A 24,304-nucleotide genomic window follows, 5' to 3' on the forward strand; every position below is an offset into this window, starting at 1 on the left:
CAAAAAGGAATAGCACATGCCCCAGCCTTTCGATTTTAACAAACCACTCAACGCTCTCCACTCCGGTCAAGCGTTAACAGGAAAGGATAATGTCTTAACCCAATTAATCAAACAGTTAACGGAAGCTGCTCTGACCGCTGAACTTTACTCTCATCTCGTTGCTGATGTGGATGCAAACCGTAAAAACGGCACTGGCAAAAAGACCATTTAAGCGACGACCGACAGTTTCGAACTCGCCACTCCACGCGATCGCAACGGGACTTTCGAGCCTCAACTGTGGAAGAAGCACCAGACCTCGCTATCGGTCGATATCGAACAGAAGACTATTCGACTGTTCGCTCATAGTAATCCCCCCGAAATCTGCTCCTCGCTCACACCGGACCTTCAGCTCAGTTACCTGTTCCGCTTCGTGCCAGGAGCGGACATTGGCACTTCATTCAATGTACTGGCTGAAGCGTAAGAGGTAGCCATCTGGATCCTGTACGAGAAACTCCCTTTGGCAGGCCGTCGTTTCTCCGATGTTATAGTGATTGTCGCGTAGCTCCCTGTATAACTTGAAGCCATTTGCCTGGACACGAGCAAGCACCGACTCGATATCTTCTACTTCTATCTGAAAATTAATGCCGCGACCCAGCGGTCTGACGAGTTCAGCCGTATTCCATCCTTCCGGATTATATTTCTCCAGCATCAGTTGTGCCTCGCCGAGACTGACGTAGGCAAAATCGGGCTCATTACGCCTTATCATGATGTTGAAACCAAGCACGTCAACATAGAAGTGCAGGGAGACAGAAAAATCCATTACTGTCAGTTCGGGAACCATGCGATTCCAGTAGGGTGCTTTCAGCTCAGTCATTGCTCAACTCCGTTTTGACTGACGTAGCATATATCAGATGGCTTGAAGAAGGTTCAAGTCCATGGACTCAGCGACTCAGTATCAGACGAATTGTGATGATATCAGTTGTTCGCTCTTAACTGCCCTTAAAGCCCTGACGGGGAGAGTTTTTTGCCAGGAGCAGACGCTCCTGAGTAATTGACAACAAACATACCGGACGGTATGTTTGTCTAATGACAATCAATCATCTTCGTAAAAAACAGCCTGCACTGGTCAGGGCTTCACTAATTGAATGCACCAGAGCACTGGCGGCGCGTAACGGTTTGTCCACTGCCAGTGTGCAAGCAATCTGTGATATGGCTGGTGTGACCAAAGGTGCATTTTTTCATCATTTTCCAAGTAAAGACGCGCTTCTAAACTGCGTGTTTGAACAAATGGTGAATGAGTTTTCTGCCGAAATTACACGGCGGATAGATATGGACCCCTGTGATATCGGTGCATTCACTCGTGCCTATCTTGAAATGGGCGCTGCAACTATTGATAACCCGGACATGGTGACGTTATGGAAGTCTGCCATGGCGGATGAACATATCTGCAAGAAATGGCGGGAATGGTATCTGGGCATTCTTAACGAACGCGGCTGCCTGGAAGATCGCCCTGAGTTCGCCGTGGTTAGGATGGCTGCTGATGGACTGTGTCTGGGCGCCAGTATGCAGATATACCCTGGCGACTTAAATGGTGCTCTACACGTTCTGCGCACTCTTTCTACAGCTCCAGTCGATAAATGAACGACTGATTTCCATTAACGCTTCCCCTTCAGAGATTAATTATGCATAAACCTTTTCTTATCATCGGTGGTTACGGAACTGTTGGTTCTCACCTGGTATCACTTCTGAATCAATTTTTACCCGACCTGCCTGTGGTTATCGCAGGCAGGAATGCAGAACAAGCCCAAAAATCCGCCGCGCGATACGACAACACAACCGGTATCGCAGTTGATACGCTAAGGGCCGATTTGGGCATTGATTCCTCAATGAAATTCAGTGGCATTGCGGTCTTAACCAACGATCTTTCCACTCATCCGGCACAGTACGCAATTGCACACGGCATACCTTATACAAGTATTGCTACCCAGTTGAACCACATCGCCCCTAAGTTGACGTTGTATCTTCGTAATCCAGATTGTAGGGTGCTAATTCAGGATACCAGTTTTGCTGGAATCCTTATCTCTGCAGGTATTCATTTTTCAGGGCAGTTCCAAAAGGTAAAACGTATCCAGGCTGCTGCGCTAATGGATGAGAACGATCTTGGTGGACCGGCAAGTCAGGCCGATTCTGGTGATTTTTCTCAAAAGGAAGCTGGGTTGCTGCTTGAAGATTCTCAATGGATAGTTCCACGAGATGGAAAAGAAATGAGGGGATACACACTTGAAGATGGTTTTGCATTTACAGGAATGAGTTTCCCCGGGTTTGATGCGGCAGAACTGGCTTACGCCACTGGCGCAACCTCAGTCCGCGTTGACTTTGCACTTGGCCAATCTTATGGCAGCCGTCATGGTGAAAAACCATCAGTCGAAATTATTTATGAGATCGAGGGTACTCTCACTGATGGCCGGGATGGTACGTTGAAATTCCAGCTGACGCATCCGGAAGGACAGGCGTTCCTGACCGCGGTAGGTGTGGCTGTTGGTATAGAATCGCTTCTTCAGGAAAAAGAATGTCCAGGTTTGTATCTCACCTCCCAAAAGATCGATCCCGATCTTATGCTGTCACGACTCCTTCAGTCGGGTGCCATACTCAGTCGTTTACCTGGTTAACTGAACGTTCCTTGCTCCAATATGACAACCAGTTGGCTGCTCTCAGGGCTTATATAGACCGTTGCAGCCAATCATAATGAGCTAACATGTCCGCTAATCGCTCTTAGCAGCCTGTCATAGTTGGTTGTGCACTGCACGAGAAAGCCGTCAGGATATATGGGTTTTACAATGGGGCAACCGTACACCAGTACCTTCTTAGAGTTGTCTTAATTCCGCCACAGGAACATGACTGTTCGGTGTTCGTTCTGCTTCACCAATACTACTAACTAAACCTTTACTGGTTTAGCACCCCAGCCGGCAAAGCCGCACTCCTTTGCGGCTTTTGCCACTCAGCTTTTATCCATCAAATAGCGATGTGCTTTCGATGCTGCGCTGGCGGCCCTGAAAATATAGCGTTTGTCGTTCCTCAGTGCTTTAAGCCAGGAAGCGATATAACTTTCATGCTGAACTTCTCCAACTATCCCCACATCCGCCATCAGGAATGCGCTCCCCAGCTCAGCGATCAACTCTTCAAACGCATATCCCTCGCTGCCAAATTTCCCTTTCATTTCACGGTTCAGCCGACTTTTTGCCCCACTCCAGTGAACGAGCTCATGCAGGCCAGTTGCGTAGAAATTGGCAGCATCGGCAAAAAGATACCGTTCCGGTAAGCGGATTTCGTCGGTTGACGGTGTAAAAAAGGCATTCTGTCCTTTTTCAATAATGGTTGCACCGCTACTATGAAAAAGTGCTTCTGCACGTGGTAATGGCTCAAAGGTCTCTGCCGGAAATACGGCGTCATCACTCAGGGGCAAACCGTCAATTTGTTCAACATTAAATACAGTGAATGTTTTCAGCATCGGAATATAGTCAGTTTCTCCGTTATCATTTTCCTTTTCCAGCGTGGTATAGAAAATGGCGGTAGTGCCGTGTTCTCCCTTGCGCACCTGCCCACCCACCGCTTTTGCCTGTTTGTAGGTCATCCAGCGTGAATCACAGAATCCCTGTTTTGACGCGCTGCACCAAAGCAACATGATATTCATTCCGCTGTAAGCCGTACCGGTGGCGTAATTGGATGGTAAACCGGACATACCGCGATTTCGCCTCCAAGGACACACCCAAGGTTTAACCCCAGTTTCCAGCGCCGCAATTATGCTGTCGGTAACAGTCTGATAAATGTCGGTTCTGGTCGTTGAACATTTCGTTTTTGAGGAGCCTGACAGATCCAGCGAGGATACGCTGGTCGCCGCTGTCGTGTTAGGGGCACTTATCTGGGTATGAAGGGAAATAGTCATGTTTTTTCTCCGTCAGTGGTGTGATTTTCGTCTTCGTATCGCCTGACGGTTCGCTTTCCCGGCATCGTTCCATCCCGCAAGGGCGCAGCATGCGTGCCATTTACCCTTGCGGGACGGGTTGTGCTGGGAAACGATTAACCGGAAGCAGATACATGAACGGAAATCACGCGGGAGAAAAAACTATCCCAGAATAGACAGATATAGAGCCCCTTACTCGCCAGCGGTGAGAAAGGGTTTGGGGTTTGGGGTTTGGGGTTTGGGGTTTGGGGTTTGGGGTTTGGGGTTTGGGGTTTGGGGTTTGGGGTTTGGGGTTTGGGGTTTGGGGTTTGAATTTACAGGTATTAGTTCGGATCTGAGCTGCCGGTAAATTTGTTTGATAAAAACCACGACAATTATTTTTTTACCTCATTTCGGAGATAGAAACTTGATGTTAATTAATGTAATAACGTTTACGGAAGAACCACATAAAACCGGGCATTTTTAATTCAGGAAAACAAATAAAAAGAGTGACAAGCGTATTCTCTGGAGCGATGAATATCATCAGGAGATAAACAATGAATATCCAGAGTCCCCTTTTTGCAAGCATCATGCTCGTTCTGTCAGTGTTCTCTTCAGCACAGTCCATCCCTCTTGCCCGAGCGCTTCATCCTGAGGTTCCCCTTCACCACCCTGCCGTCGTCAACTTTTCCGATACCGCAGAGTTACCCGATGAGAAAATCGTCTTGCCGGTATCCCCAGCATCACGAATGCATTCCTGAAACACATCTTCCTGAAGATGGAAGCTGGGGCAGGAACTGCGGGCACCTCTCCCCGGTTTTGTCTTCTCAATTTTGATCGCTGGCTACGACTCAACGGCAGCTATTTAGATATGAGGCAGTGTGCTTATTAAGATTCAACCAAGCGTTAAAGAGCGTACAAACTCGATCAGTTCCCTGCTTTTCCTAAATTTCGGCCAGCAAAGCGTTAAGGTCGTTGTGGCCTCGGGATCGTGCAGCAGGCAGTAGCAGACATTAGGCAACGTTACAGAACGCTGGGTTTCTGGCACCAGCGTGACTCCTATTCCCATCGACACCATGCCAATAGCTACCGCAACATCGCGGGTAAAATAGATTTTTGGCGGGACAAACCTGGCCATCTCACAGGCATGTAATGCAGACCAGCCTAGCCCGACCCCGGGCGGATCTTTCTGGATCATAAATGTATCCCCGGACAACGTCTCCAGCGCTATTTTTCCGGCACCTGCCTGCGGATGCGTGTGCGGTACTGCGGCGATGAGTGACCTGGTGGCGATATCTGCGTAGTCCAAGTTGGCAAAATGCGGAACAGGCGATCGGAGCAGTCCCATATCCAGCTGATGGTCAATCAGGAGGGTGAGCTGTTCGTCAACGTTGTGTTCCTCAATAACAATCTCAACATCCGGTTTAATCTCGCGAAAACAGGTGATTAACCGTGTCAGAGCGGGATCAAGAATAGAAGATCCCACATAACCCAGTATGAGTTGTCCTTTATAACCTTTTCGAAGGCTACTCGCGCGGCTCAGCATTTTTTCGTAATGACTGACAGCGCTCCGTGCCTCCGCTGCAAGCTGAGTTCCTTCCACAGTCAGCGCCACATGACGACGATCACGTGTAAATAGCACCATGCCAAGCTGATCTTCCAGCACTCTAATCTGACGGCTTAAGGCTGGCTGCGTGATGTTGAGCCGCAGTGCGGCTTTTCCAAAATGCAGTTCTCTGGCAAGCACCACAAATGCATGCAAATACCGATAGTCCACACGTTCCTCCAATCACTATTTTTCGATAACAATCCCACATTAAAAACGTCGGTAATGTGATTAGACGGGAATTTATGTTGCCTCACATACTGTCAGTGATGTAACGGCTCGTCCTGTAATTGCCTGCAGGATGAAGATAAAAGCACGCCGAGCATGCTGTCTCCCGGCGACTTACTGAGGAAAACGTAATGTCTCAAACAAAAAAAGTGACTGACCTACGCAGTGCGCTGGCCGTACTGCGCAAGTTTGATGATGAGCTTATTGAAACCGATGAACCCGTTGATCCTAGTGCAGAACTGTCAGGGGTGTACCGCTACATTGGGGCGCACGGTACGGTCATGCGTCCGACCCGTATCGGTCCAGCCATGCTCTTTAACCGGATTAAAGGCTATACCGATATGCGAGTGTTGATAGGCCTTCTCGCCTCGCGAAAACGCGTGGCCCGGCTACTGGATACCACACCCGATAAGCTGGCCTTTTTACTGAAAGACGCGGTAAGCACCCCGATAAGTCCTGTCGTTATTCCGCAGGAAAATGCCGTCTGTCAGGAAGTAGTCCATCTGGCATCCGATCCGGATTTCAGTATCCTCAATATCCTGCCTGCACCCACGAATACGCCGGAGGATGCCGGTCCTTACTTCACTCTCGGGATGTGCTACGCCGCCGATCCACATACCGACGATCACGACATCACTATTCACCGCCTGTGCGTGCAAAACAGGGATGAAATATCCATGTACTTCGTTCCCGGCAGGCATCTGGATGTGTTCCGCCAGAAGGCCGAGGAAGACGGAGCTCCACTTCCTATCTCGATCAGCATTGGTGTCGACCCAGCCATTGAAATCGGTGCATGCTTCGAACCGCCCACAACTCCACTTGGTTTTGACGAACTGTCAGTGGCAGGGAGCTTGCGCAAACAGCCTGTCGAGCTATGCCAGTGTCTGACCGTGAATGCCCGGGCCATTGCGAACGCAGAAATCGTTATCGAGGGGGAACTCATTCCTAACTATCGGGTCAGGGAAGATCAAAATACCAACAGTGGTAAAGCCATGCCGGAATTCCCCGGCTATACCGGACAGGCGCAGCAAATGGTGCCAGTGATTAAAGTGAAAGCCATCACCCACCGCCGTCACCCAATTCTGCAGACCTGCATTGGTCCAAGTGACGAGCATACCAATATGGCGGGGATCCCCACCGAGGCCAGTATTCTGCAACTGGTGGAGCGCGCCCTTCCCGGCTTTGTGCAAAATGTTCACTGCCCATCACCCGGGACCGGAAAATATCTTGCCGTATTGCAGGTTAAAAAACGTCTGCCAAACGATGAAGGTCGTCAGCGTCAGGCGGCTCTTCTGGCCTTCTCCGCATTCTCGGAACTTAAGCATGTGATTCTGGTTGATGACGATGTGGATATTTTCGATCTCAATGACGTGATATGGGCAATGACGACACGCTATCAGGGGGATATCAGCACGGTGTTCATACCCGGCGTACGGTGCCATCCCCTCGATCCGTCCTCTGACCCGGCTTTTAGCTACTCCGTCCGCGACCACGGGATCGCCTGTAAAACTATTTTCGACTGTACCGTTCCGTTCACGATGAAAGGCCAGTTTCGCCGCAGCGAATTCATGGAGGTCGAGATCAGTCGTTTCCTCCCGGATAACTTCAAGTACTGAGGACGCCATAATGTCGACATCTGAATGTTCTCCTCGCAAGCGCATCATCATTGGGATCAGTGGTGCATCCGGTTTTTTATATGGGGTGCAGGCCCTGCGTTATCTGCGACAACTTCACGTGGAAAGCCACGTTGTGATTTCTCCTGCCGCTCATCTGACCCGCAGTCTGGAAACCACTTTGTCAGAAGACGACGTTCATGAGCTGGCTGATGTAATTTATCCCTTTGATGATATTGCCGCCGACATCGCCAGCGGTTCGTTCAGGGCATCCGGGATGCTGATTGCCCCCTGCTCGATGAACACCCTCGCCGCTGTTGCGGCGGGCTTTACCAACAGTTTGCTGACGCGAGCAGCCGATGTGACCCTGAAAGAGCGCCGGAGGCTGGTTCTGATGGTCCGGGAAACGCCGCTGCATGCCGGGCACCTTCGTAACATGCTTCAGGTTACCGAAACCGGCGGCATCATTTTTCCACCCGTACCTGCCTGGTATGCACGCCCTGCAAGTACTGAGAACATCATCGCTCATAGTGTTGCGCGGGCGCTGAGTTTACTCGACCTTGATTGCGACACATTGCCGCGCTGGGGTGAAACTCCCAACCTGAATAACAGGAGTAAATCGCTATGATTACAGGCCCATGGTTTAACGGCTCTGCCGTCGTCATCGGCGGGATGGCAGGAGCCATCATTAGCTCACGTCTACCTGAAAGGTTACGTACCTCAATGCCGCTCATTTTTGGTGCGGCCTCCCTGTGTATGGGGATCGTCCTTGTGACAAGTGTCAGCCATATGCCCGTCATGGTTCTCTCGGTCCTTCTCGGCACACTGGTGGGCGAGCTCTGCTATCTGGAAAAAGGGATAAGCCACCTGGGCGGAAAAGCCCGTGGGTTGGTGGAGCTCGTCGTGAAAAGCGATCCCGGAGACAAAGACTCACAGGCGCAGTTTTTACAAAACTATGTGGCGATCATCGTCCTTTTTTGTGCCAGTGGCACTGGTATTTTTGGTGCGATGCACGAAGGCATGACCGGGGACTCGAGTATCCTTATCGCGAAAGCGTTCCTGGATTTGCTCACCGCCCTCATTTTTGCCACAACCTTGGGTTACGCCGTGGCATTAGTCGCTGTCCCCCAGCTTATCATTCAGTTAGCTCTCGCCTACAGCGCGATATATATATTGCCTCTGACCACGCCTGCCATGCAGGCCGACTTTTCAGCTGTGGGTGGCGTTCTAATGGTAGCGACTGGCCTGCGTATTTCCGGTATCAAAGTCTTCCCGGTAGCCAGTATGCTTCCTGCATTGGTACTGGCGATGCCAGTCTCCTCTTTCTGGACAACCTACTTCTGAGATAGGAAAGTACTTCAGTAAAAGTGATCAACAAAGCACCCCAGCACTGATTGCGTATTTTCTTCATTACTGAAGGGATTTGCCATTCATTCAGTGCATCTTTACGTGCTCTTTGCCGCCCGCACCCGCAGCCTCCGGATTTTACGGGCATCCAATGTCCGAAACATCCGGAGGACAATTAAAACAAAAAAGGAGGTTTTATTATGAAAAGGCGATAAAGGTGTCGTACCGAAATTTTTATTAGGTCCAGAAGTCATTACTGCAGCGACCCTTATTTCCTGACCATAAGCATTAACGAAAAATCTGACCACGATATTTCCCGGCGACTATCGACATGTCGAGTTCTATACCTGGTCTTAATTTTCGCTCTTCATTTACGCTTTATTGAATTAATCAGGCATATCATATAATTGGTGTAACTTCTGTCTGGAGAATATATGAAAGTACTCACCCGCTGCACCCTACTGCCCTTCCTGTGGCTCTGTGCATCTCAGGTGTACGCCTTCCAAAGCACACCGCCAGAACAGCCGTTTTCTACAAGGCAATCCGTAAATTCGGAGCAACACATTCAGGAATATAGTTACTCAGACAAACATGAACCGTTGCAAACAACACTCTTAGGGGGCTGTAATGCTAGCCCGATTCCTGGATGTAATTATCCTACGCAATCAGATTCCGAATTTCACCAGAAGGAATAAGGGCCATGTTTATTAGAACAAGCCCCTAGAGATCTTTGTCTGGTGCTGAGTGTACCATCACTATGAATGCTCTGATTTAGATCGAATGAATTAATCTACGTTAACATTCAGAGGTTGGGATTCTACATTCCTCCCTCAATATTGGATCACATTCGGAGACGGATGCCGTGGTTACATGGGTTATTTTCTGAGAAACGCTGACCTACGATGATACGAGTGGAAGTCTTGGGCTCAAAGACTGCTCTAAGCAAAGACTGAGCTCGATACATTTGTGGTTGAGTCATCAAAAGAGCTAATTATTCCTGAATGGTCATTACAGGCGATTGGGCTGTCAGGAGGGTATGGACTTGATCATATTCTGGAGCTGATAGGCGGTGATAGCCTGCGCCAGTTTGCGGATGCCCTTGCACCTGAAGAAAAAATCGTCCAGATTGATTTATACGATAATGGAAACAGGGGCTTTAGATAAAGAAATTAAAAAACATTTCATATTTTAACAATTTTCACCATATCTTCGCTCTTGTTTTATTGCGATAAAAATAGGTTCCTCCTATAAATAAGAACTGGGTCGTCACTGGCCCAGCTCTTATTTTATGGTTAACATACTAAATAAATCACGTATTATTTAAATCATCAACAGGCACTACAACCCCAAACTTCTCCAATTTAAGAAACTTGGCACCTAATATTTCCGAAGGGATTTTACGTTGGAGCAAGCCAAAGAAATTGTCGTCATGTGTTGATATTATTATTTGTTTATTGAATCTAACGGTAATACTTCTAAGAAGATCAATTGTGGATAGGATATTAATTGAATCCATTGATTGAATTGGATCGTCAATCATAATCACATCAATTACATTTCCATTATCATCTTTTGCATGCAAAGCACTTGCTAAAAAGACACTAAGGCTTAGAATATTTAATTGCGCCGCACTAAAGAATAATATTGGAGATACCATATCACCTTTTTCATCACTGACAACTATATTAAGACCAGGTTTATCTGATGAGTCAAAATCTGGGCGAAACACCACTTTTTTAAGTGATGGATGTGGATCTATTCTCTTATAAATAGAATTAATGAGTTCCTCATAAAAGAAAGATTTTATCAAGCTTCTAAGTTCCTCTATTACTTGATTTCGTTCCTTAGTCAGAGCTAAATCAACTTCTTTTCTTATTTCTATAAGACCTAAGGTTTCATTAATATCATTCTGCAACTTAATACTTTTTACAAACGACTCTGCTGTTTTCAAAAGTTCTGATAATAAATAATATTTTCTAAGCCGTTCCTCTAGACCATTATAAAGCCTAGCCTCTTTATCAAGTGAGCTTATCAAGAAATCTTTCAATTCAACTAAAGATTCATATTTTGGCAGTTCAAAATGCTGCTTTAATAATGATGAATAAGATTGTAAAACCGCTTCTGATTTAGAAATATGATCCTCAAGGTTCTCTTTTTCAGAAATCATTTCTTCATAATCCATCCACATTTCATCGGCTATCATAGCTTTCTGAAGATCTTTTAACTGGCTGGTAATATTATTAATATCAGAATTGAGTCCATTTATATTTTTAACGTAAAAATGGCGTCTATCATCATAATGTTCTTTCAAAAACTCCGATGACAAACCATTTTCTTCAGAGTAAGCTTTTGTTTTTAAATAGTTAGATGATGACATCATTTCATGAATTTGCGTATTAAGTAAATTGATCGCCCCACTTAACTCTGTAATCAACGTTCTTTTAACGTTAATATTTTTCGTCAAGGTCAGCTTGTTTTTTATCACTTCATTTTTCTTGGCCTCTAATTCTTTATGTTCAGCATCTAAGCGAGCTAATAATTCATCTTTAGTTAGTCCAGCGACAGCCTTCTGCAGCTCGTTTAACTGATTTTGGACAGACTGTTTTTCAGCTAAAAGTGCTGTATAGTGCTGTTCTTCTCGATGTATCTCATTTCCTTGTTGATTGACTTTTTTACTTAATCCCTCAAGTTTACTCATTTTAATTTCAAGGGCTTTCTGTACGATGGATTCTATCTTGCCATTTAACTCTAACTGCCGTTTTGAGGATATCTCGAGCTTAGCTGCATTCTCTTTACTAAGCATGGATATTACGTCAGTATTTGTTACTTGTTCTCTAAGAGAGGACTCAGAGTCATGCTGCTTGTGACATAAAGGACATATATTAGTCGGCCATAAACTTAAGTACTCAAGGCCCGATGCAATTAGACGTTCGTGAACTCCCATCTGTGCAGAAAGAGATTCTTGTGTGTTATGAATTGATTGATCGTGTAGGACCAATATATTTAGTTCTTGCGATAAGTTGTTTAGTTCTTTTAATAAATCTGACGATAAGTCAATTAGACTTAAGTCTGATGAAAGTAATGATTTGGCGGTTATTGTTAAATCTGATATTTTGTTTAATTCAGATTTGTTTTTTTGGTATTCTGATCTAACTTGATTAAGTTTATGCTCTAATTCTGTTTGCGTAGAAACTATATTTAAAATTTTATTTTGGATACTAGATATATTAGAATAAGTAACCGTAGTGTTTTCTAACGTAGAACGTATAGATAAGCATCGGTTGTCGATTGAAGATAAATCAGCATCATTTTGGTTTCTTGTTTGGAATAAATTATCAAGGAGTGTTTTTTCATTTTCATAATTATATGAAAGCTCTCTATGTTTCTTTCTGGCTGATTCCAAGTTAAATTCCAAGCTTAAAAACTCTTGGGATAAACCATCTAATTCTTCTATAAATTTTAAGCTCTGACTTATCTTTTTCTTTTCAATAGTAAGTTTTTCAAGAGTAGACTGAAATGTCTTATAACGACCGACATCTTCTATCCCTTTATTTATTTTTGCTAGTCTATTCTTTTTCTCGATAATCTGGGTTGTTCGAAAACTGATATCAGGAAATTTTAAAATATACTCAGAAATCGAATCTCTCAATATTTTTTTCTTGTTTAAGGAAAAATTTATTTCGTGACTTCTTGTGATTATTTTTTCCAAAAGCTCATGCTGTGTATTAACTATAGTTTTTTCATCTACTAATGGTAAACTTTCACCTTCTGCTACAAGTTCAGATGCTATTTTATTAAATTGTATAAATGTTGACGCATCAACAGGCTGATCTAGTTGTTCTTGAAGTTCATTTTTGTTTTTTTCGAGATTTAACAAAACCGCCTTATTGTCATTCAATAGAATAGTTAGCTCTTGTCTCGCCTTTTCCCAATCACCTCCAAAACTCTCCATAAACATCTTATAACGATCTTGCGGCTTTGCTTCTTTTAAAAAACGGTCTATTTCATCTTGACTAAGAACCACTTTTCTAAAATAGCCATTGATTTTATTTTTATTCTCGCCGATTCTTATATCTCTAGAATCAGAACGAACTGTTCCTAAACTTTGTTCGAATGGGGTTGGTAAAGTAGTGAAAACTGTTACACGAGTAGGAATATCGTCTGGTACATCTTTATTACGTAGTATTTTTTGTGCAACACCGTCCTCTTTCGTACTCCTGGCAGCTTGCTCATAATTTTTTTTATTATATTCACCCGCAAATCTATCTAAATTATGAGTAATAGCCCATTCAACCGCATCATAGAATGAACTTTTTCCAAAGCCATTGGGTGCATAGATCGCTACAAAATTGGATGGCGTATCATCTTTATTTGTAAAATCGAAAGTACCATCTTCCTTGAATCTGTATGCTCGAAAGCCTTCTATTTCAACTTTTTTTATTTTCATTTTTATTTGAACTCACTAGATTAATAATTTTATCAATTCTGCTCATACGCTCATCTCTCGACTCAACCTTTGAATCTAAAGGAGTTCCCGTTATATACTCAATTAATGATAACTCTATCTCCTTCTTATCCTCTATTTCAGTTAATTCTAGGTCTGCGCCTAGCAGATGATTGTTCAGAAAAGTTACAGTTTCGGAAATACTTGGCAGAGTAGTTAACCCGTCAATAATTAATTTTCTGACAGAATATTTATCATTATCTATAAGATACTTATCCCAAATGGGTAATTTTTCGGAACAAAAGAAAACTAAATATATATTCCAAAGAGCTAATTCATCTTTCGGTTGGTAGTAAGCAGATAAATAATTCTGAATCGCTGCCCAATTCGCAACCAAGTAATTAGCGCTCTCACAATAGCATGCTACGCATGAAATATAAGATGAGTCATCATTAGAAACAAAAAAATCGAAATCTGCATCAGAAAATCTAGATTTAAGAAATTCCAAATCAAATTCTTTATTTAATAAATTCATTAAAGCTTTCCTTAAACATCTGAAGTTGGTCTAAGCCAGCTTCAACTTCTGCATACACTCTCTCTTTGTTTATAACACATTTTTTTCTCAACCCTTCAAGATGCGTTAATACAAAACTCTTATACATCTCTTTTTCAACTTGATCGATAGGAGCAAGTGGACCTGAATTAGCGATTCGCGCAATATTCCTTATAACCCTATCGACTTCAAAATCATCTGGTAATAATTCGGCTCCATTTTCTGGAGATGCCACAATTACTATGCCATCTTTATCTAATAACTTTCGAGCAACTTTTAAGATTACATCAAGCTTTCCGACCCAATTGCTTCCATCCGGAGTATAAAGAATTCTCCTACGCCGCTCTAAACTTTCTATATAAGAACTATTGGCAATACTTACATTATCAAGAATTGCGCAAATTATCAGAAATTCAAAATATGCAACCCATAATTCTTTATTTTTAACATCGTCAACTTGATATGGACCTACTAACAAATCAGTTTTGTATTTGGACATTAATTCAAATGGGGGTGGCATACCTTCGTCTATAAGTTCACCTGCAAAAATATTTAATGCGCTTTTCAGATTCAGAACTCTATTCTTATCAACAACATTAAAATCGAAGATATATTCTTTCAAGCGTGAAAAACACTCCAAATAAGCGGGAACCATTGGAGCAGCACTGTTTAAATTAATTATTTCTTCAAAAACAATTAAACTTTTACATTGTATACGTCCATATTGTAGATCTTGACGAATACTGTCCATCCCAAATTCTACACCAACAAGGAGGGGATATTCATTAACTATATAATACATTCCACCGCCAGACATTCCATCGATTGCGGTTTTAGAGGGACTGCCTTCTATCGTGAAGCTAATCAGCCCCTCCCTTACATCTGTTACATGCCCGTCATAGATTTTCAGCGGGGTAGCGCTTAGTCTCTCGGTTCCCGGAAAACCAACAAACTTTAGCAAAGCCGAATTGGGTAACGCTATTGCAGGGAAGGACTGCTGAGCAACAGTTGGTACATATTCAATTTTGATTACAGCACAGTCGCAATGCTCTTCCTGACCCACCAATACACCAAGCACTCTAAGACTGTTACCATATTGATTAGTAACGATATTTTGACTACCTGATTTCGCTAACACATGTTTTGCTGTGAGTACGTATGAATAATCTTGAGTCATCGCATTAACAAGAACACCACTGCCCTCGTTCACGATCACTGCGTTAGAAGCCATCAAATTTGAAGCGGTCATTTTATAGCCTAATTTCTCCATTTAATGCTACCAGGCGAGAAGAGTACAATGGAACCTCATTTTCGTGAAGCATCTCCTGGATAATGTGCGAATAATTGAAGCCGATTTTGCCTTCTCCTGAAGATAAAATCCGTGCAATAGTTCTCTTATCAGGAAGTCCGTGCTTACTCCCATTAGTGGATATAATGAAGTTTTGCGCATCTATGAGCGACAAAAATTCAGGGCTAGTATTATACTGGCTACCATGATGAGAAATTTTCACGAGGTCGAGTTTGAGCTTGTTACCTTCATTAAAACCAAGAGATCGTAAATTACGGACAATATTTTCATCATGTGAATCGCCCAAAAAGAGCATAGCCTTACCATCAGCTTCAAGGATGAAAGCAATTGAGCTACCATTATAAACAGATTGATCACTCTGGAATTTATCATTAGACAAAATATCCTCAAATTTCATTCCATAATCCCTTGAAGCACCGGATGTCGCAACCGGATCTGGCTCATCTGGCCACTTATGAAGAAGGCTACGTAGATTATCTTCTTCAGGGGATAAGATCGTGAATGTGAACGGACCCCTTGTAAACTTCTGCCCCGCAATAACTATGGGTTGCCGTTCGCAATTGATTTCATCAAGTAAGTTTTCCAGTTTCTTCCCTTGCCTAGCACTTGTCTGCGTTGAGTTACTTTGAAGACAGACATCATTGTCTGAAATTTCATCAACCTTAAAATGTTTGGTGATAAATCTTGAAGAATTAAACCAGATAGAAGAAGCCATTTGGCATAGATAACCTGGTGTTTCAAAAGCCCTAAGCAAACCACCGATATGATCATCATCTATATGGGTTAGGATAACCAAGTCAATTTTCTGACCTTCTTTTTTCAAATCATCGAGTACACATTTAAGCTCACCACTGTAGCGCCCTTGAGCCCCAAACATAAATGTGGCGCTATTACCACCATCAATTAGCAAGTTGTAAACACCATCTGAGCTCTTATAACTAACTAAGAAACAATCACCATGATTTGCTTGCAAGACTCGAACACTAATTCCCATAACTATTTCCTTATGAACTGGAACCATGACCAAACCATTTCAATACTATTGAAACAAAAAGTCCTAAATGATTTCAACCGATTGATTATTATATGATTATACAATCTACTCCAGTGTACATAGGAAGAGTAATGTCTGAATCGCCACGGGTTTAGCGGGCACCTCTCAGTCATTGGTGGACTGACCCCACCCCGGTAGACGATCCTGCACTATAATTACATAAGGCTTATGCTTACAGTCAACTTTAGGGCTGATACCTTTGGCCAGACACACAGAATAGTTGGCATATCAGATTGGAAAATCGAATGCATTGGCTAGTAATCCGCATTCTCTATAATTTTAAAGTCCCCAACCGGGAATACTCGACGATATGACCCGCATGCCGAGAAAATTCCATTCGGCTATTTCTGTGTGAAAAACCATCACAGGGCAAAGACATAGTACGTGTACTGGGAGCCAGATACCAACGCTGAAACTAGTGATTGAACGCGATCGCGAGATCGCACGCTTTATCCCCGTACCGTTTTGGGCCATTGAGACCATGGTGTCTAGTGCAGGCCAATCCTTCAACGCCACCTAGCTGGCAGAAGATCCGTTGACCGACATACTGAGAAATTTAGGCCTGGTCTCTGATCTCCCTTCGCCTCCTCTCAATTGGGTAGCCAGCCGGCTTAGCTGGCCAACGCAGACGCGGTTCGCAAGGCGAGTTTGTCACTCAACTCAGCTTTGTAGAGTGTCGACTCGCAGCATGCGATAGCGTCTGTCAGTGTGTCGAGGTGCCGCGGCTCGCCTGCCAGATACTGAATGTCAGACTTGACGTTAAGGAAGGTAGAGCGATACTCACCCTGAGCGATAGCGAGACCTGCGTCGATGCATGCTCTTGCTGGAGCAAGCTCTCCTTGATCAAGGTGGGTCTCTGCACGTCTTAGTTGCCAGAAAGGGTCCCTCTTTGCCGCTGGGATGGCATCAAGAACTGTAGCAGCATCGGCAGACTTGTGCAGTCGAAGCAAGACATCCGCGTGCTGAACTCGAGCAAACAAGGATGGTTCACGCTGAAAATTGGAAAAGAACTTGTCAGCTTGTTCGAATCGCAGCTTCGCCTCACTCGGGTTCTTCTGCCGGAGCAGCAATTTTCCTGCAGCGCTAAGCACTCGACCGAGTGCACCGCGCTCATCATCATCCTCGGCCTCCTCTGGCTCGCCAACTTCGATTTCACTGAGGACCTCAAGAAATAGGCCGGGCCAGTGATAGGACCACTCGGGCCCGATAGCTGCAAATGCCCGGATCGGTTGGTCTTCACCAAGGCAGGCTGCTGCCTTGAGTTGAGCAGCCATGAAAGAGCCGTAAGCATCCGTCATTTCGCGAACGAAGGGCTTCAGATGCTTCCGACGCATCGAGCTTAGGGTCTCGATCAAAACTGAGGTTGAAACTGTACCTGGCATGTCAAACTCCGCATCGATGAGATCGAAAATGAGACGCTTTGCGCGTTGCGGATCAGCTTCAAGAAGGCGCGCTAGTTGCAATCGTGCCGGGTACATGGACGGATGCGCCGTAACGATCGCCTCGAACATGGCCCGTGCTTCGTCGGCCCTCGCCAGCTTTAACACGCTCTTCGCCTTGTGATGTTCTGCGATGACACGAAGATCTTCTGGAATGCGAGGATCACTGAGCAAACTCTCAAAGACGTTCAAGCGGGTTATCAGAGTCGTCTTTGCAGAGTCCTTATCGCCAAGGTCTCTCACACGACGGTAGTCAGCTTCGATAGCCTCCACCACGCTTAGCAGCCAGATCCGCGGGTCACCTCGGAGGCCTTTCATCACGTCGGCTTCGGGATCGCCAAGGAGCGAAGGTTGGAGCTCGCTGGGGATACGACTATGCAAGTACGCATATCGCAGAGCTCCGGGCTGTGGGTCTTCCTTCAGAAGACGTTCGATCAGTCCACGGTGGCGGCCAACGACTTTGAAGAATTCGAGGCGCTTGGGTGCAACGTGATTGCCCAAGAAGGTCTCGAGTCGATCCTTAAAGCTCTCTGCGTCAACATGAATACGTTCTCCAAGTCGCTTAGCACTGGCAAATACCAAGTCATGGATGCGAACAGCATCCGATTGACCGCGTGCCGTCAAAGCCCATCGTTCTAGTTTTTCGATGCCAACGTCGCCAGCGATCCATTCGAACAGCGCTCGATCTACAGAGGCAGTGGAAGCCCATTTGAACACGGACAGCTCTAAACCCAACACGTTCAAGTGCTGGGACAAGATGCGGTCCGCGACCATTTGCCGGCGCTCATCAGCAGCGCCAGCGATGTGGTCACAGGCAAGGGCAACGGGCTTCCAGTTTTGTGACTGGACGCCCATCTTATTGAGCAAACGAAGCACCAGCGGATGGCCCTCCACGGCAGCCATGACGTGCGTAAGTACGTCGTCCGGACACTGTGCGGGCATACCTGTCGAAAGAATCGCTTGTGCGTCCTCGTTCTCGAGGAATCCAAGCTGAAGCGGATCGGGTCCGAAGCTCACTTGCGAGGTGATGATGACATTTGAGTTAGCTCCACAAGCCTCATCCAACTGCGCAAGGTCTAGGTCACATTGCACGTTATCAAGGATAAGTAGAGCCTTCGAACTTCCCAAGAGGCTGAGGATGTTGAGGCGATATCCGTTCAGGCGGACATCGTGCGATCTCAATTCGTCAGCCGCTGTAATCTTCGAGCCGTCGACCCAGATGACCTGGTCGACGTTGGGACGATGACTCAGTGCCACTGCGCAGGCAAATTCGCTCTTGCCAATACCGCCGAAACCCGACACGACAACGCTCTTCGTACGCGTGAGTCTAGCAAGCAGATCGACCTCCTCTGCTTGCCTTCCTCGGTATCCCGCTGAAAGTAAAGGAAGTCGGTTGCTGACTGCGTTTTGTTCAGCGATGCGTCGCAAGTTCGGAAGTGCATCACCAACTCTAGTCACATATCTATCGTCAGTCAGCAAGTTGTCGACGATATACTCCGCGATTTTCTTACCGTCCCAGAGATCGAGTTCGTAGCCCTTTGGCCTGATCCTACTACGGTTTACTCGCTCGTAGAAGGTCCACACCGACGGGGGGGCTAACTGCGTGCAGAACAAGCGAACTACTCTGACTCCTGGCGCGGTCTGCAGAACATGATTGAAATCGTGCCTGGCTTTGGTGTACGGCCTATCGAAGTACTTAGCATCCGAACTCGCTTCTGAGACGCTTCCGTCGGGCCAGTAGCCATCAAGGGTGCCTTTGACTGGCGCACCTTGCAGATTTACGCCCCGGGCGTTTACCGGGGCACCTGCTAATCTTTCCCACAGAGGGCGAAGCCAGAGTTCTAGACGGGCGCCACCGACTAGCCTGAGGTCATCCGTCAAGTCACGCACGTAACGGCTGCGTAGTTCCTCGTTCATAACATCCCCTAGATCTCAGTTGTCAAAGTCAACAAGCATATTACCCCGAAGCCAAGAGGCCGGAATTCCGCAGACACCAAGCTGCAAGGAGCCAAGCTCACTTGCGCTCAGCATAAATTTAACTCGCCTAAATTACTGATAAAAATGCCGATTCAGGCACTAGCGTAATTTAGCAAATTGCTGCACTGGAGTCATCGTCAAACAAAGACTCACTCTTTGCTTCGCCTACGGCAAAGACGCAAAATGGAAGGCACCCAATCCACATTATTTACTAATCAAACCCACGTCTCAGGAGCAGGCACTGCACTGGCGGAACCGTTATCGTCGCCATACTTGCCCTGCTCCACGTTGGTCAACACAAACTGCAGATATTTCGGTTTTACCCTACCCCGGAACGTCTTAACTTAGCATTGAAAAAGCTATTGATTTTAATTAATAAAATCAATTTAGTTGCAACCATTCATCTCCTCGAAACATATATGACAGTGTCCTAGAGCTGGCTGAGTGTGATGATATGAAATAAATCATGTGATGTTACACTGGCTGAGAAAAAATATTCTCACCCTGCTCTTCATGAATTGTTCCTACCAAACCGACTTCGTTATTAACTCCTAGTTATGCTTAACACTATGGAACGCTTATCTGTTGCCAGTCGCGGCTGACTATCCAAACAGAACTGAAACGTTTATGGCTCGTCAGGAAAATAATGTTTCATCAGTCTTTCTTTTTCGGAATTGAACTCAGCCTCAAAATCAACTTCGTACTCCAGATCGAATTGCAAATCATGCAGGGCTTTAACCAGAACCCACGCGCTGAAGTGAATGAAAGGGTTCAGGCCAACCACATTACCAGCGGTAATGTCGTTCACTGATTTTACGGCCAGTATCGCTTCAATCTTCTTTACAGCGGCTGCAATATCCCAATCAGATACAAATAACAGAAGCGCTGCAAATGCCATAAGTGGATTGCTACCTCTCAGAGCACTAGCCGAGTGGGCCAACAGTACCCGCAACCGTGGATGAGCATCTCTAACCAGTGACGCAACTTGTGTTGCCAGCTGATATTTTTCAGAAAGGATTGATCTATCGAATGTGGCCGTACCAGAATCTTTCACAATAATGCTTTTAGCTTTACTGGCCACCCCTTTGAGCCTTATATCCCATAGTTCGTGATTATCCCGATAATTCAGAGCCAGCTCGGGGAACTTGAAATACAGAGACTGATAAACTTCATAATCAATATCAAACCAACTGTTTTTAGTTTCACTGACATCAACAATGTACTGTTCTCTGTTTCTTTTGTTTCTTATCAGAGATGCCCTGGCAATTTGTACGATATGTGGATTTAGATTGAAGATAAACGAACCTTGCTCACGCAAGTTCAAGAACCACTGTCGCATGTTCCGAATTTCTTGCTGTGTGATTATATTGGCTTCAATCCCGGCGCAGACCATCAACCCAATCAGCTGTGTGGCTTCGGAACCAGAACGCATGAAATCCACACGCCCGTCGTTAGCCACGACATTTAGCTTGTCTGAACCGGTATAAAAATCACAGAAAGGAAGATGAGTATCCTTTCCCTGGTTGTCGCGAAACGCAAAGTGCGCCTGCTTTACAACATTGCCTTTCGACTGCGATTTAGCCTCTCCAACGTAATGCCCGCCAGAAACATTGCAAGCTGGGCATTCAATATCTGCTTTTACAAAATCTCGAAAACCCATCGTTGAAACGGTATTATTTTGATCAAAAAGAATTTCTAACTGCCGGGCATCAAGTTCACGCTTAAACGTTCTGGAATAGGCCGTAATCGTCATCAGAAGTCTCCTTCATGCGAACTCGTATTTTGATACACGCGAAATGCTGTATAGAGCGAGAGCATACCCTATTGCTAAAGTTAGGTCTGGTCAGAAACAGGCTTAACGCACAATATTCTTTGATCTCCAAACTCCTCCCTACATGACGAATTATGCCGACGATCCGCTGGCCGGTTCACTGCAAGAAGTTCGGTCTCAAGTTGAGGCTGACTTCTAGGACTACTATCTGTACGTTCAATGATAAGCACACAGCGCGTGACAATTTAACGACAGAAGGCTTTATTTGACGATCATACTCAGATAACGCTTTCTAACATCGAGTGTCACACGCTCGTTGAACTCAAATGAAAGCACACCGCCGTATACCCATTCGGGGTTTGTTTCACTCACGTAATCACAAGCCTGAAAATCCCCGTAGTGGTTCTCCCACAGGTAATCGTGCAGATGGAAAAAGAAATCCTCAAAATTGATACCATAATAACACTCTGACAGAATCTGTGACTCCGTATGACGCTCCCTTTTTTCCGATCCAAATATGGCGTCAAGATAGTTCAAAGCACCTTTTTCAATCTGTCTGAGCCTTTCTTTTGTTGTGTCGTGGCGGCACTGGAAGGCACAGAACAGGTAATAACGGGGGTTCGCGGAGCTAGATGATCGGGACCCCATATTTTTCATCGTTATCCCTACCTTTGCAAAGGTGGGGTCAGCGACGTCAGCACCTAGGTAAACCCAGATGTCGCGGGATTCGAAATTCAGCTTATCGCGTTCCATGACGTAAGCCATTTTGTAGTCGTCGTCAGGAATAGGCAGGTCGTATGACTGGTGTGGTTTTTTCATGGTTCATTCTCTGTGTGAGTTTAAAGTGAAAAATTATATAATATGCAAGGGAAAGCGCCCTCAAAATTGCGTTTTATATGGCGCAAAAACTGCCCTTCGAACCGGCTCGAGTACGTCCCCTAGAAACAGCAGAACCAGCAGAACCAGCAGAACCAGCAGAACCAGCAGAACCAGCAGAACCAGCGCCATTAGAGCCAAAGCGCTGGAGGAAGATGCATAAAACTGAAAACTAACCGATCACGGGCGGCTATATATTTGCCGTGGATGATGGCAATGCTTACCTCGAAGCTGAGTTAGCCAGCTTAGGAGTGATCGCGCTGCCAATCTATATGGCAACAGCACATCAGTCTGCTGACTCTTTAATTCCGTTATTTGCATAATGGCGTATCAGTCCAATGCTCCTGCACCTGGCGCTTCCGCCGAATCACCATGTCAACGCCAAACTGCGTGTTTTTATTGATTGATCGTTGAATTAATGCGGCATCATGTCCCCAATTCCAACAATTACTAACTAAACCCCAGCCATTTGCTCATCAGCGTCGATGGGTGGTCATTCTAGCGGTCTTGACAGAAAGGAAATTCAGGTTTAGCTTACTTATTAGCCAGTTATTGGCTACGGCGATCCCAGTCAGAGGAGCCAAATTTAAGAAGCCTGCTTAGGAAACTAAGCAGGCTTTTTGCTTTTCTACTTTCTCTTTCGTCCTATTTGTCATCTTACTCCGTTGTAACAGATAAAATCGTTTTCTCTTCCCGCCTGTCGCGGTAGTCTCATCACAGTCGCTAATATATCGACTGCAATGTGCGTAACCTTATTCCAATACTAATAACAAAAAATCAGTACAGACAGGATAGCTATGGATTCCACCCTCATCTCCGCGAGTCCTCAGGAGGACTCCTCTTTACATCATCGCGATCGCGCTCGACGTGCCGCACTGGGCAGCTTCGCCGGTGCCGTGGTCGACTGGTATGATTTTTTGCTGTATGGCATCACCGCCGCGTTGGTCTTTAACCGCGAATTTTTCCCGCAAGTCAGTCCGGCGATGGGCACGCTCGCGGCCTTTGCCACCTTTGGTGTCGGATTTTTATTCCGGCCATTAGGCGGAGTGATCTTCGGTCACTTCGGCGATCGTCTTGGCCGCAAACGTATGCTGATGCTTACCGTCTGGGTGATGGGTATTGCCACGGCGTTGATTGGCATCATCCCCTCTTTTGACACTATCGGTTGGTGGGCTCCAGTACTGCTGGTAACACTACGCGCCATTCAGGGATTTGCCGTCGGTGGCGAATGGGGCGGTGCGGCATTACTCTCTGTCGAAAGCGCGCCAAAAAATAAAAAAGCCTTCTACAGCAGCGGGGTGCAGGTGGGTTATGGCGTTGGCCTATTGCTCTCGACCGGATTGGTTTCGCTGATCAGTTCGCAAACAACCGATGAGCAGTTCCTGAGTTGGGGCTGGCGCATCCCATTCCTGTTCAGCATCGTGCTGGTACTTGGCGCATTATGGATGCGTAACCGCATGGAGGAATCAGCTGAGTTCGAGCAGCAAAAACTGGAACCGCTGCCCGCGAAAAAACGACTGCCGGTCGTCGAGGCGTTAATCCGCCATCCGGGCGCGTTTTTAAAGATAATCGCCCTGCGCCTGTGTGAGCTGCTGACCATGTATATCGTCACCGCGTTTGCACTCAACTATTCCACGCAAAATCTGGGTCTACCGCGCGAGCTGTTTCTGAATATCGGTCTGTTAGTGGGTGGGTTGAGCTGTCTGACCATCCCCTGTTTCGCCTGGCTTGCTGACCGCTTCGGCCGCCGACGGGTCTACATTACCGGCGCTCTGGTCGGCACGCTCTGTGCCTTTCCGTTCTTTATGGCCCTTGAGGCACAGTCTATCTTTTGGATTGTATTCTTCGCCATTATGCTGGCAAACATCGCCCACGACATGGTGGTCTGCGTGCAACAGCCGATGTTTACCGGGTTGTTTGGCGCCAGTTACCGTTACAGCGGTGCTGGCGTTGGCTATCAGGTAGCCAGCGTCGTTGGCGGCGGCTTTACCCCGTTTATTGCCGCGGTACTGGTGACCTTCTCGGGCGGAAACTGGCACAGTGTAGCCATATACCTGATGGCGGGGTGTCTTATTTCTGCCGCGACCGCAATTCTGATGAAAGATAAACCGCACGGCTAAGACGTTCTGCGAAGGCCGTTCGGCCTTCGCATATTCTTCCTTAACGTC

General features: G+C 45.9%; 17 protein-coding genes and 2 pseudogenes. 9 read left to right on the forward strand and 10 right to left on the reverse strand.

What is annotated here, in order from left to right; genetic code table 11:
- Nucleotides 1-16 precede the first annotated feature (16 nt).
- Nucleotides 17-340: pseudogene (locus QNN86_RS08685) on the forward strand (transposase); the annotation flags it as partial.
- A 93-nt stretch (nt 341-433) separates the two neighbouring features.
- On the opposite strand, the gene QNN86_RS08690 reads toward QNN86_RS08685, so the two are convergent.
- The gene (locus tag QNN86_RS08690; protein WP_414210948.1) at nt 434-853 is read right to left on the reverse strand and encodes a bleomycin resistance protein; all 420 of its coding nucleotides are present in this window, start codon (nt 851-853) and stop codon (nt 434-436) included.
- A gap of 212 nt (nt 854-1,065) precedes the next feature.
- Here QNN86_RS08690 and QNN86_RS08695 point away from each other — a divergent pair, with 212 nt between their 5' ends.
- Nucleotides 1,066-1,620 (forward strand): TetR/AcrR family transcriptional regulator, encoded by a 555-nt coding sequence (locus tag QNN86_RS08695; protein WP_414210949.1) that lies wholly within the window; start codon nt 1,066-1,068, stop codon nt 1,618-1,620.
- Between the two features lie 41 nt (nt 1,621-1,661).
- Nucleotides 1,662-2,648, forward strand: coding sequence for a hypothetical protein (locus QNN86_RS08700; RefSeq protein WP_414210950.1), 987 nt, complete (start codon nt 1,662-1,664; stop codon nt 2,646-2,648).
- A gap of 329 nt (nt 2,649-2,977) precedes the next feature.
- Here the strand turns inward: QNN86_RS08700 and QNN86_RS08705 are convergent, their stop codons facing one another.
- Complete coding sequence (locus QNN86_RS08705; RefSeq protein ID WP_414210951.1) at nt 2,978-3,922, reverse strand: ArdC family protein; 945 nt, start codon at nt 3,920-3,922, stop codon at nt 2,978-2,980.
- An 892-nt stretch (nt 3,923-4,814) separates the two neighbouring features.
- Nucleotides 4,815-5,696 (reverse strand): LysR substrate-binding domain-containing protein, encoded by an 882-nt coding sequence (locus QNN86_RS08710; RefSeq protein WP_414210952.1) that lies wholly within the window; start codon nt 5,694-5,696, stop codon nt 4,815-4,817.
- A gap of 188 nt (nt 5,697-5,884) precedes the next feature.
- On the opposite strand from QNN86_RS08710, the gene QNN86_RS08715 reads away from it, so the two are divergent.
- The 4 genes from QNN86_RS08715 (at nt 5,885) to QNN86_RS08730 (ending at nt 9,877) form a co-directional block, all read left to right on the forward strand.
- Nucleotides 5,885-7,369: a UbiD family decarboxylase gene (locus tag QNN86_RS08715; RefSeq protein WP_174361558.1), complete on the forward strand. Its 1,485-nt coding sequence runs from the start codon at nt 5,885-5,887 to the stop codon at nt 7,367-7,369.
- Nucleotides 7,370-7,379: 10 nt separating this feature from the next.
- Complete coding sequence (locus QNN86_RS08720) at nt 7,380-7,994, forward strand: UbiX family flavin prenyltransferase (protein ID WP_414210953.1); 615 nt, start codon at nt 7,380-7,382, stop codon at nt 7,992-7,994.
- Complete coding sequence (locus tag QNN86_RS08725) at nt 7,991-8,710, forward strand: DUF554 domain-containing protein (protein WP_326010401.1); 720 nt, start codon at nt 7,991-7,993, stop codon at nt 8,708-8,710. The genes QNN86_RS08720 and QNN86_RS08725 overlap by 4 nt, the downstream gene beginning before the upstream one ends.
- A gap of 969 nt (nt 8,711-9,679) precedes the next feature.
- Nucleotides 9,680-9,877 (forward strand): hypothetical protein, encoded by a 198-nt coding sequence (locus tag QNN86_RS08730; RefSeq protein WP_414210954.1) that lies wholly within the window; start codon nt 9,680-9,682, stop codon nt 9,875-9,877.
- A 145-nt stretch (nt 9,878-10,022) separates the two neighbouring features.
- Here QNN86_RS08730 and QNN86_RS08735 read toward each other — a convergent pair whose 3' ends face one another.
- From QNN86_RS08735 to QNN86_RS08765, 7 genes are all read right to left on the reverse strand, one after another.
- Nucleotides 10,023-13,160, reverse strand: a complete 3,138-nt coding sequence (locus tag QNN86_RS08735; RefSeq protein ID WP_414210955.1) for a DNA repair protein — start codon at nt 13,158-13,160, stop codon at nt 10,023-10,025.
- Nucleotides 13,141-13,692 (reverse strand): ABC-three component system middle component 1, encoded by a 552-nt coding sequence (locus QNN86_RS08740; RefSeq protein WP_414210956.1) that lies wholly within the window; start codon nt 13,690-13,692, stop codon nt 13,141-13,143. The genes QNN86_RS08735 and QNN86_RS08740 overlap by 20 nt, the downstream gene beginning before the upstream one ends.
- Nucleotides 13,676-14,980, reverse strand: coding sequence for an ABC-three component system protein (locus tag QNN86_RS08745; protein ID WP_414210957.1), 1,305 nt, complete (start codon nt 14,978-14,980; stop codon nt 13,676-13,678). Before QNN86_RS08745 ends, QNN86_RS08740 begins: the two co-directional genes overlap by 17 nt.
- Nucleotides 14,961-16,013, reverse strand: coding sequence for a ComEC/Rec2 family competence protein (locus QNN86_RS08750; RefSeq protein WP_414210958.1), 1,053 nt, complete (start codon nt 16,011-16,013; stop codon nt 14,961-14,963). Before QNN86_RS08750 ends, QNN86_RS08745 begins: the two co-directional genes overlap by 20 nt.
- Nucleotides 16,014-16,684: 671 nt before the next feature.
- Nucleotides 16,685-19,429: a hypothetical protein gene (locus QNN86_RS08755; RefSeq protein WP_414210959.1), complete on the reverse strand. Its 2,745-nt coding sequence runs from the start codon at nt 19,427-19,429 to the stop codon at nt 16,685-16,687.
- A gap of 685 nt (nt 19,430-20,114) precedes the next feature.
- Entirely contained in the window at nt 20,115-21,242 is a 1,128-nt protein-coding gene (locus tag QNN86_RS08760; protein WP_414210960.1) for a hypothetical protein, read from the reverse strand.
- Between the two features lie 279 nt (nt 21,243-21,521).
- Nucleotides 21,522-22,079, reverse strand: a complete 558-nt coding sequence (locus QNN86_RS08765; protein ID WP_192466167.1) for a hypothetical protein — start codon at nt 22,077-22,079, stop codon at nt 21,522-21,524.
- A 236-nt stretch (nt 22,080-22,315) separates the two neighbouring features.
- On the opposite strand from QNN86_RS08765, the pseudogene QNN86_RS08770 reads away from it, so the two are divergent.
- Together QNN86_RS08770 and shiA are read left to right on the forward strand one after the other, a co-directional pair.
- Nucleotides 22,316-22,590 (forward strand): annotated as a pseudogene (locus QNN86_RS08770) (LysR family transcriptional regulator); the annotation flags it as partial.
- Between the two features lie 343 nt (nt 22,591-22,933).
- A complete protein-coding gene (gene shiA, locus QNN86_RS08775; protein WP_181619087.1) occupies nt 22,934-24,256 on the forward strand; it encodes a shikimate transporter in 1,323 nt (440 codons plus the stop codon).
- Nucleotides 24,257-24,304 lie beyond the last annotated feature (48 nt).

Source organism: Citrobacter sp. C348 (genome assembly GCF_047467975.1).
Lineage (GTDB): Bacteria > Pseudomonadota > Gammaproteobacteria > Enterobacterales > Enterobacteriaceae > Citrobacter > Citrobacter gillenii.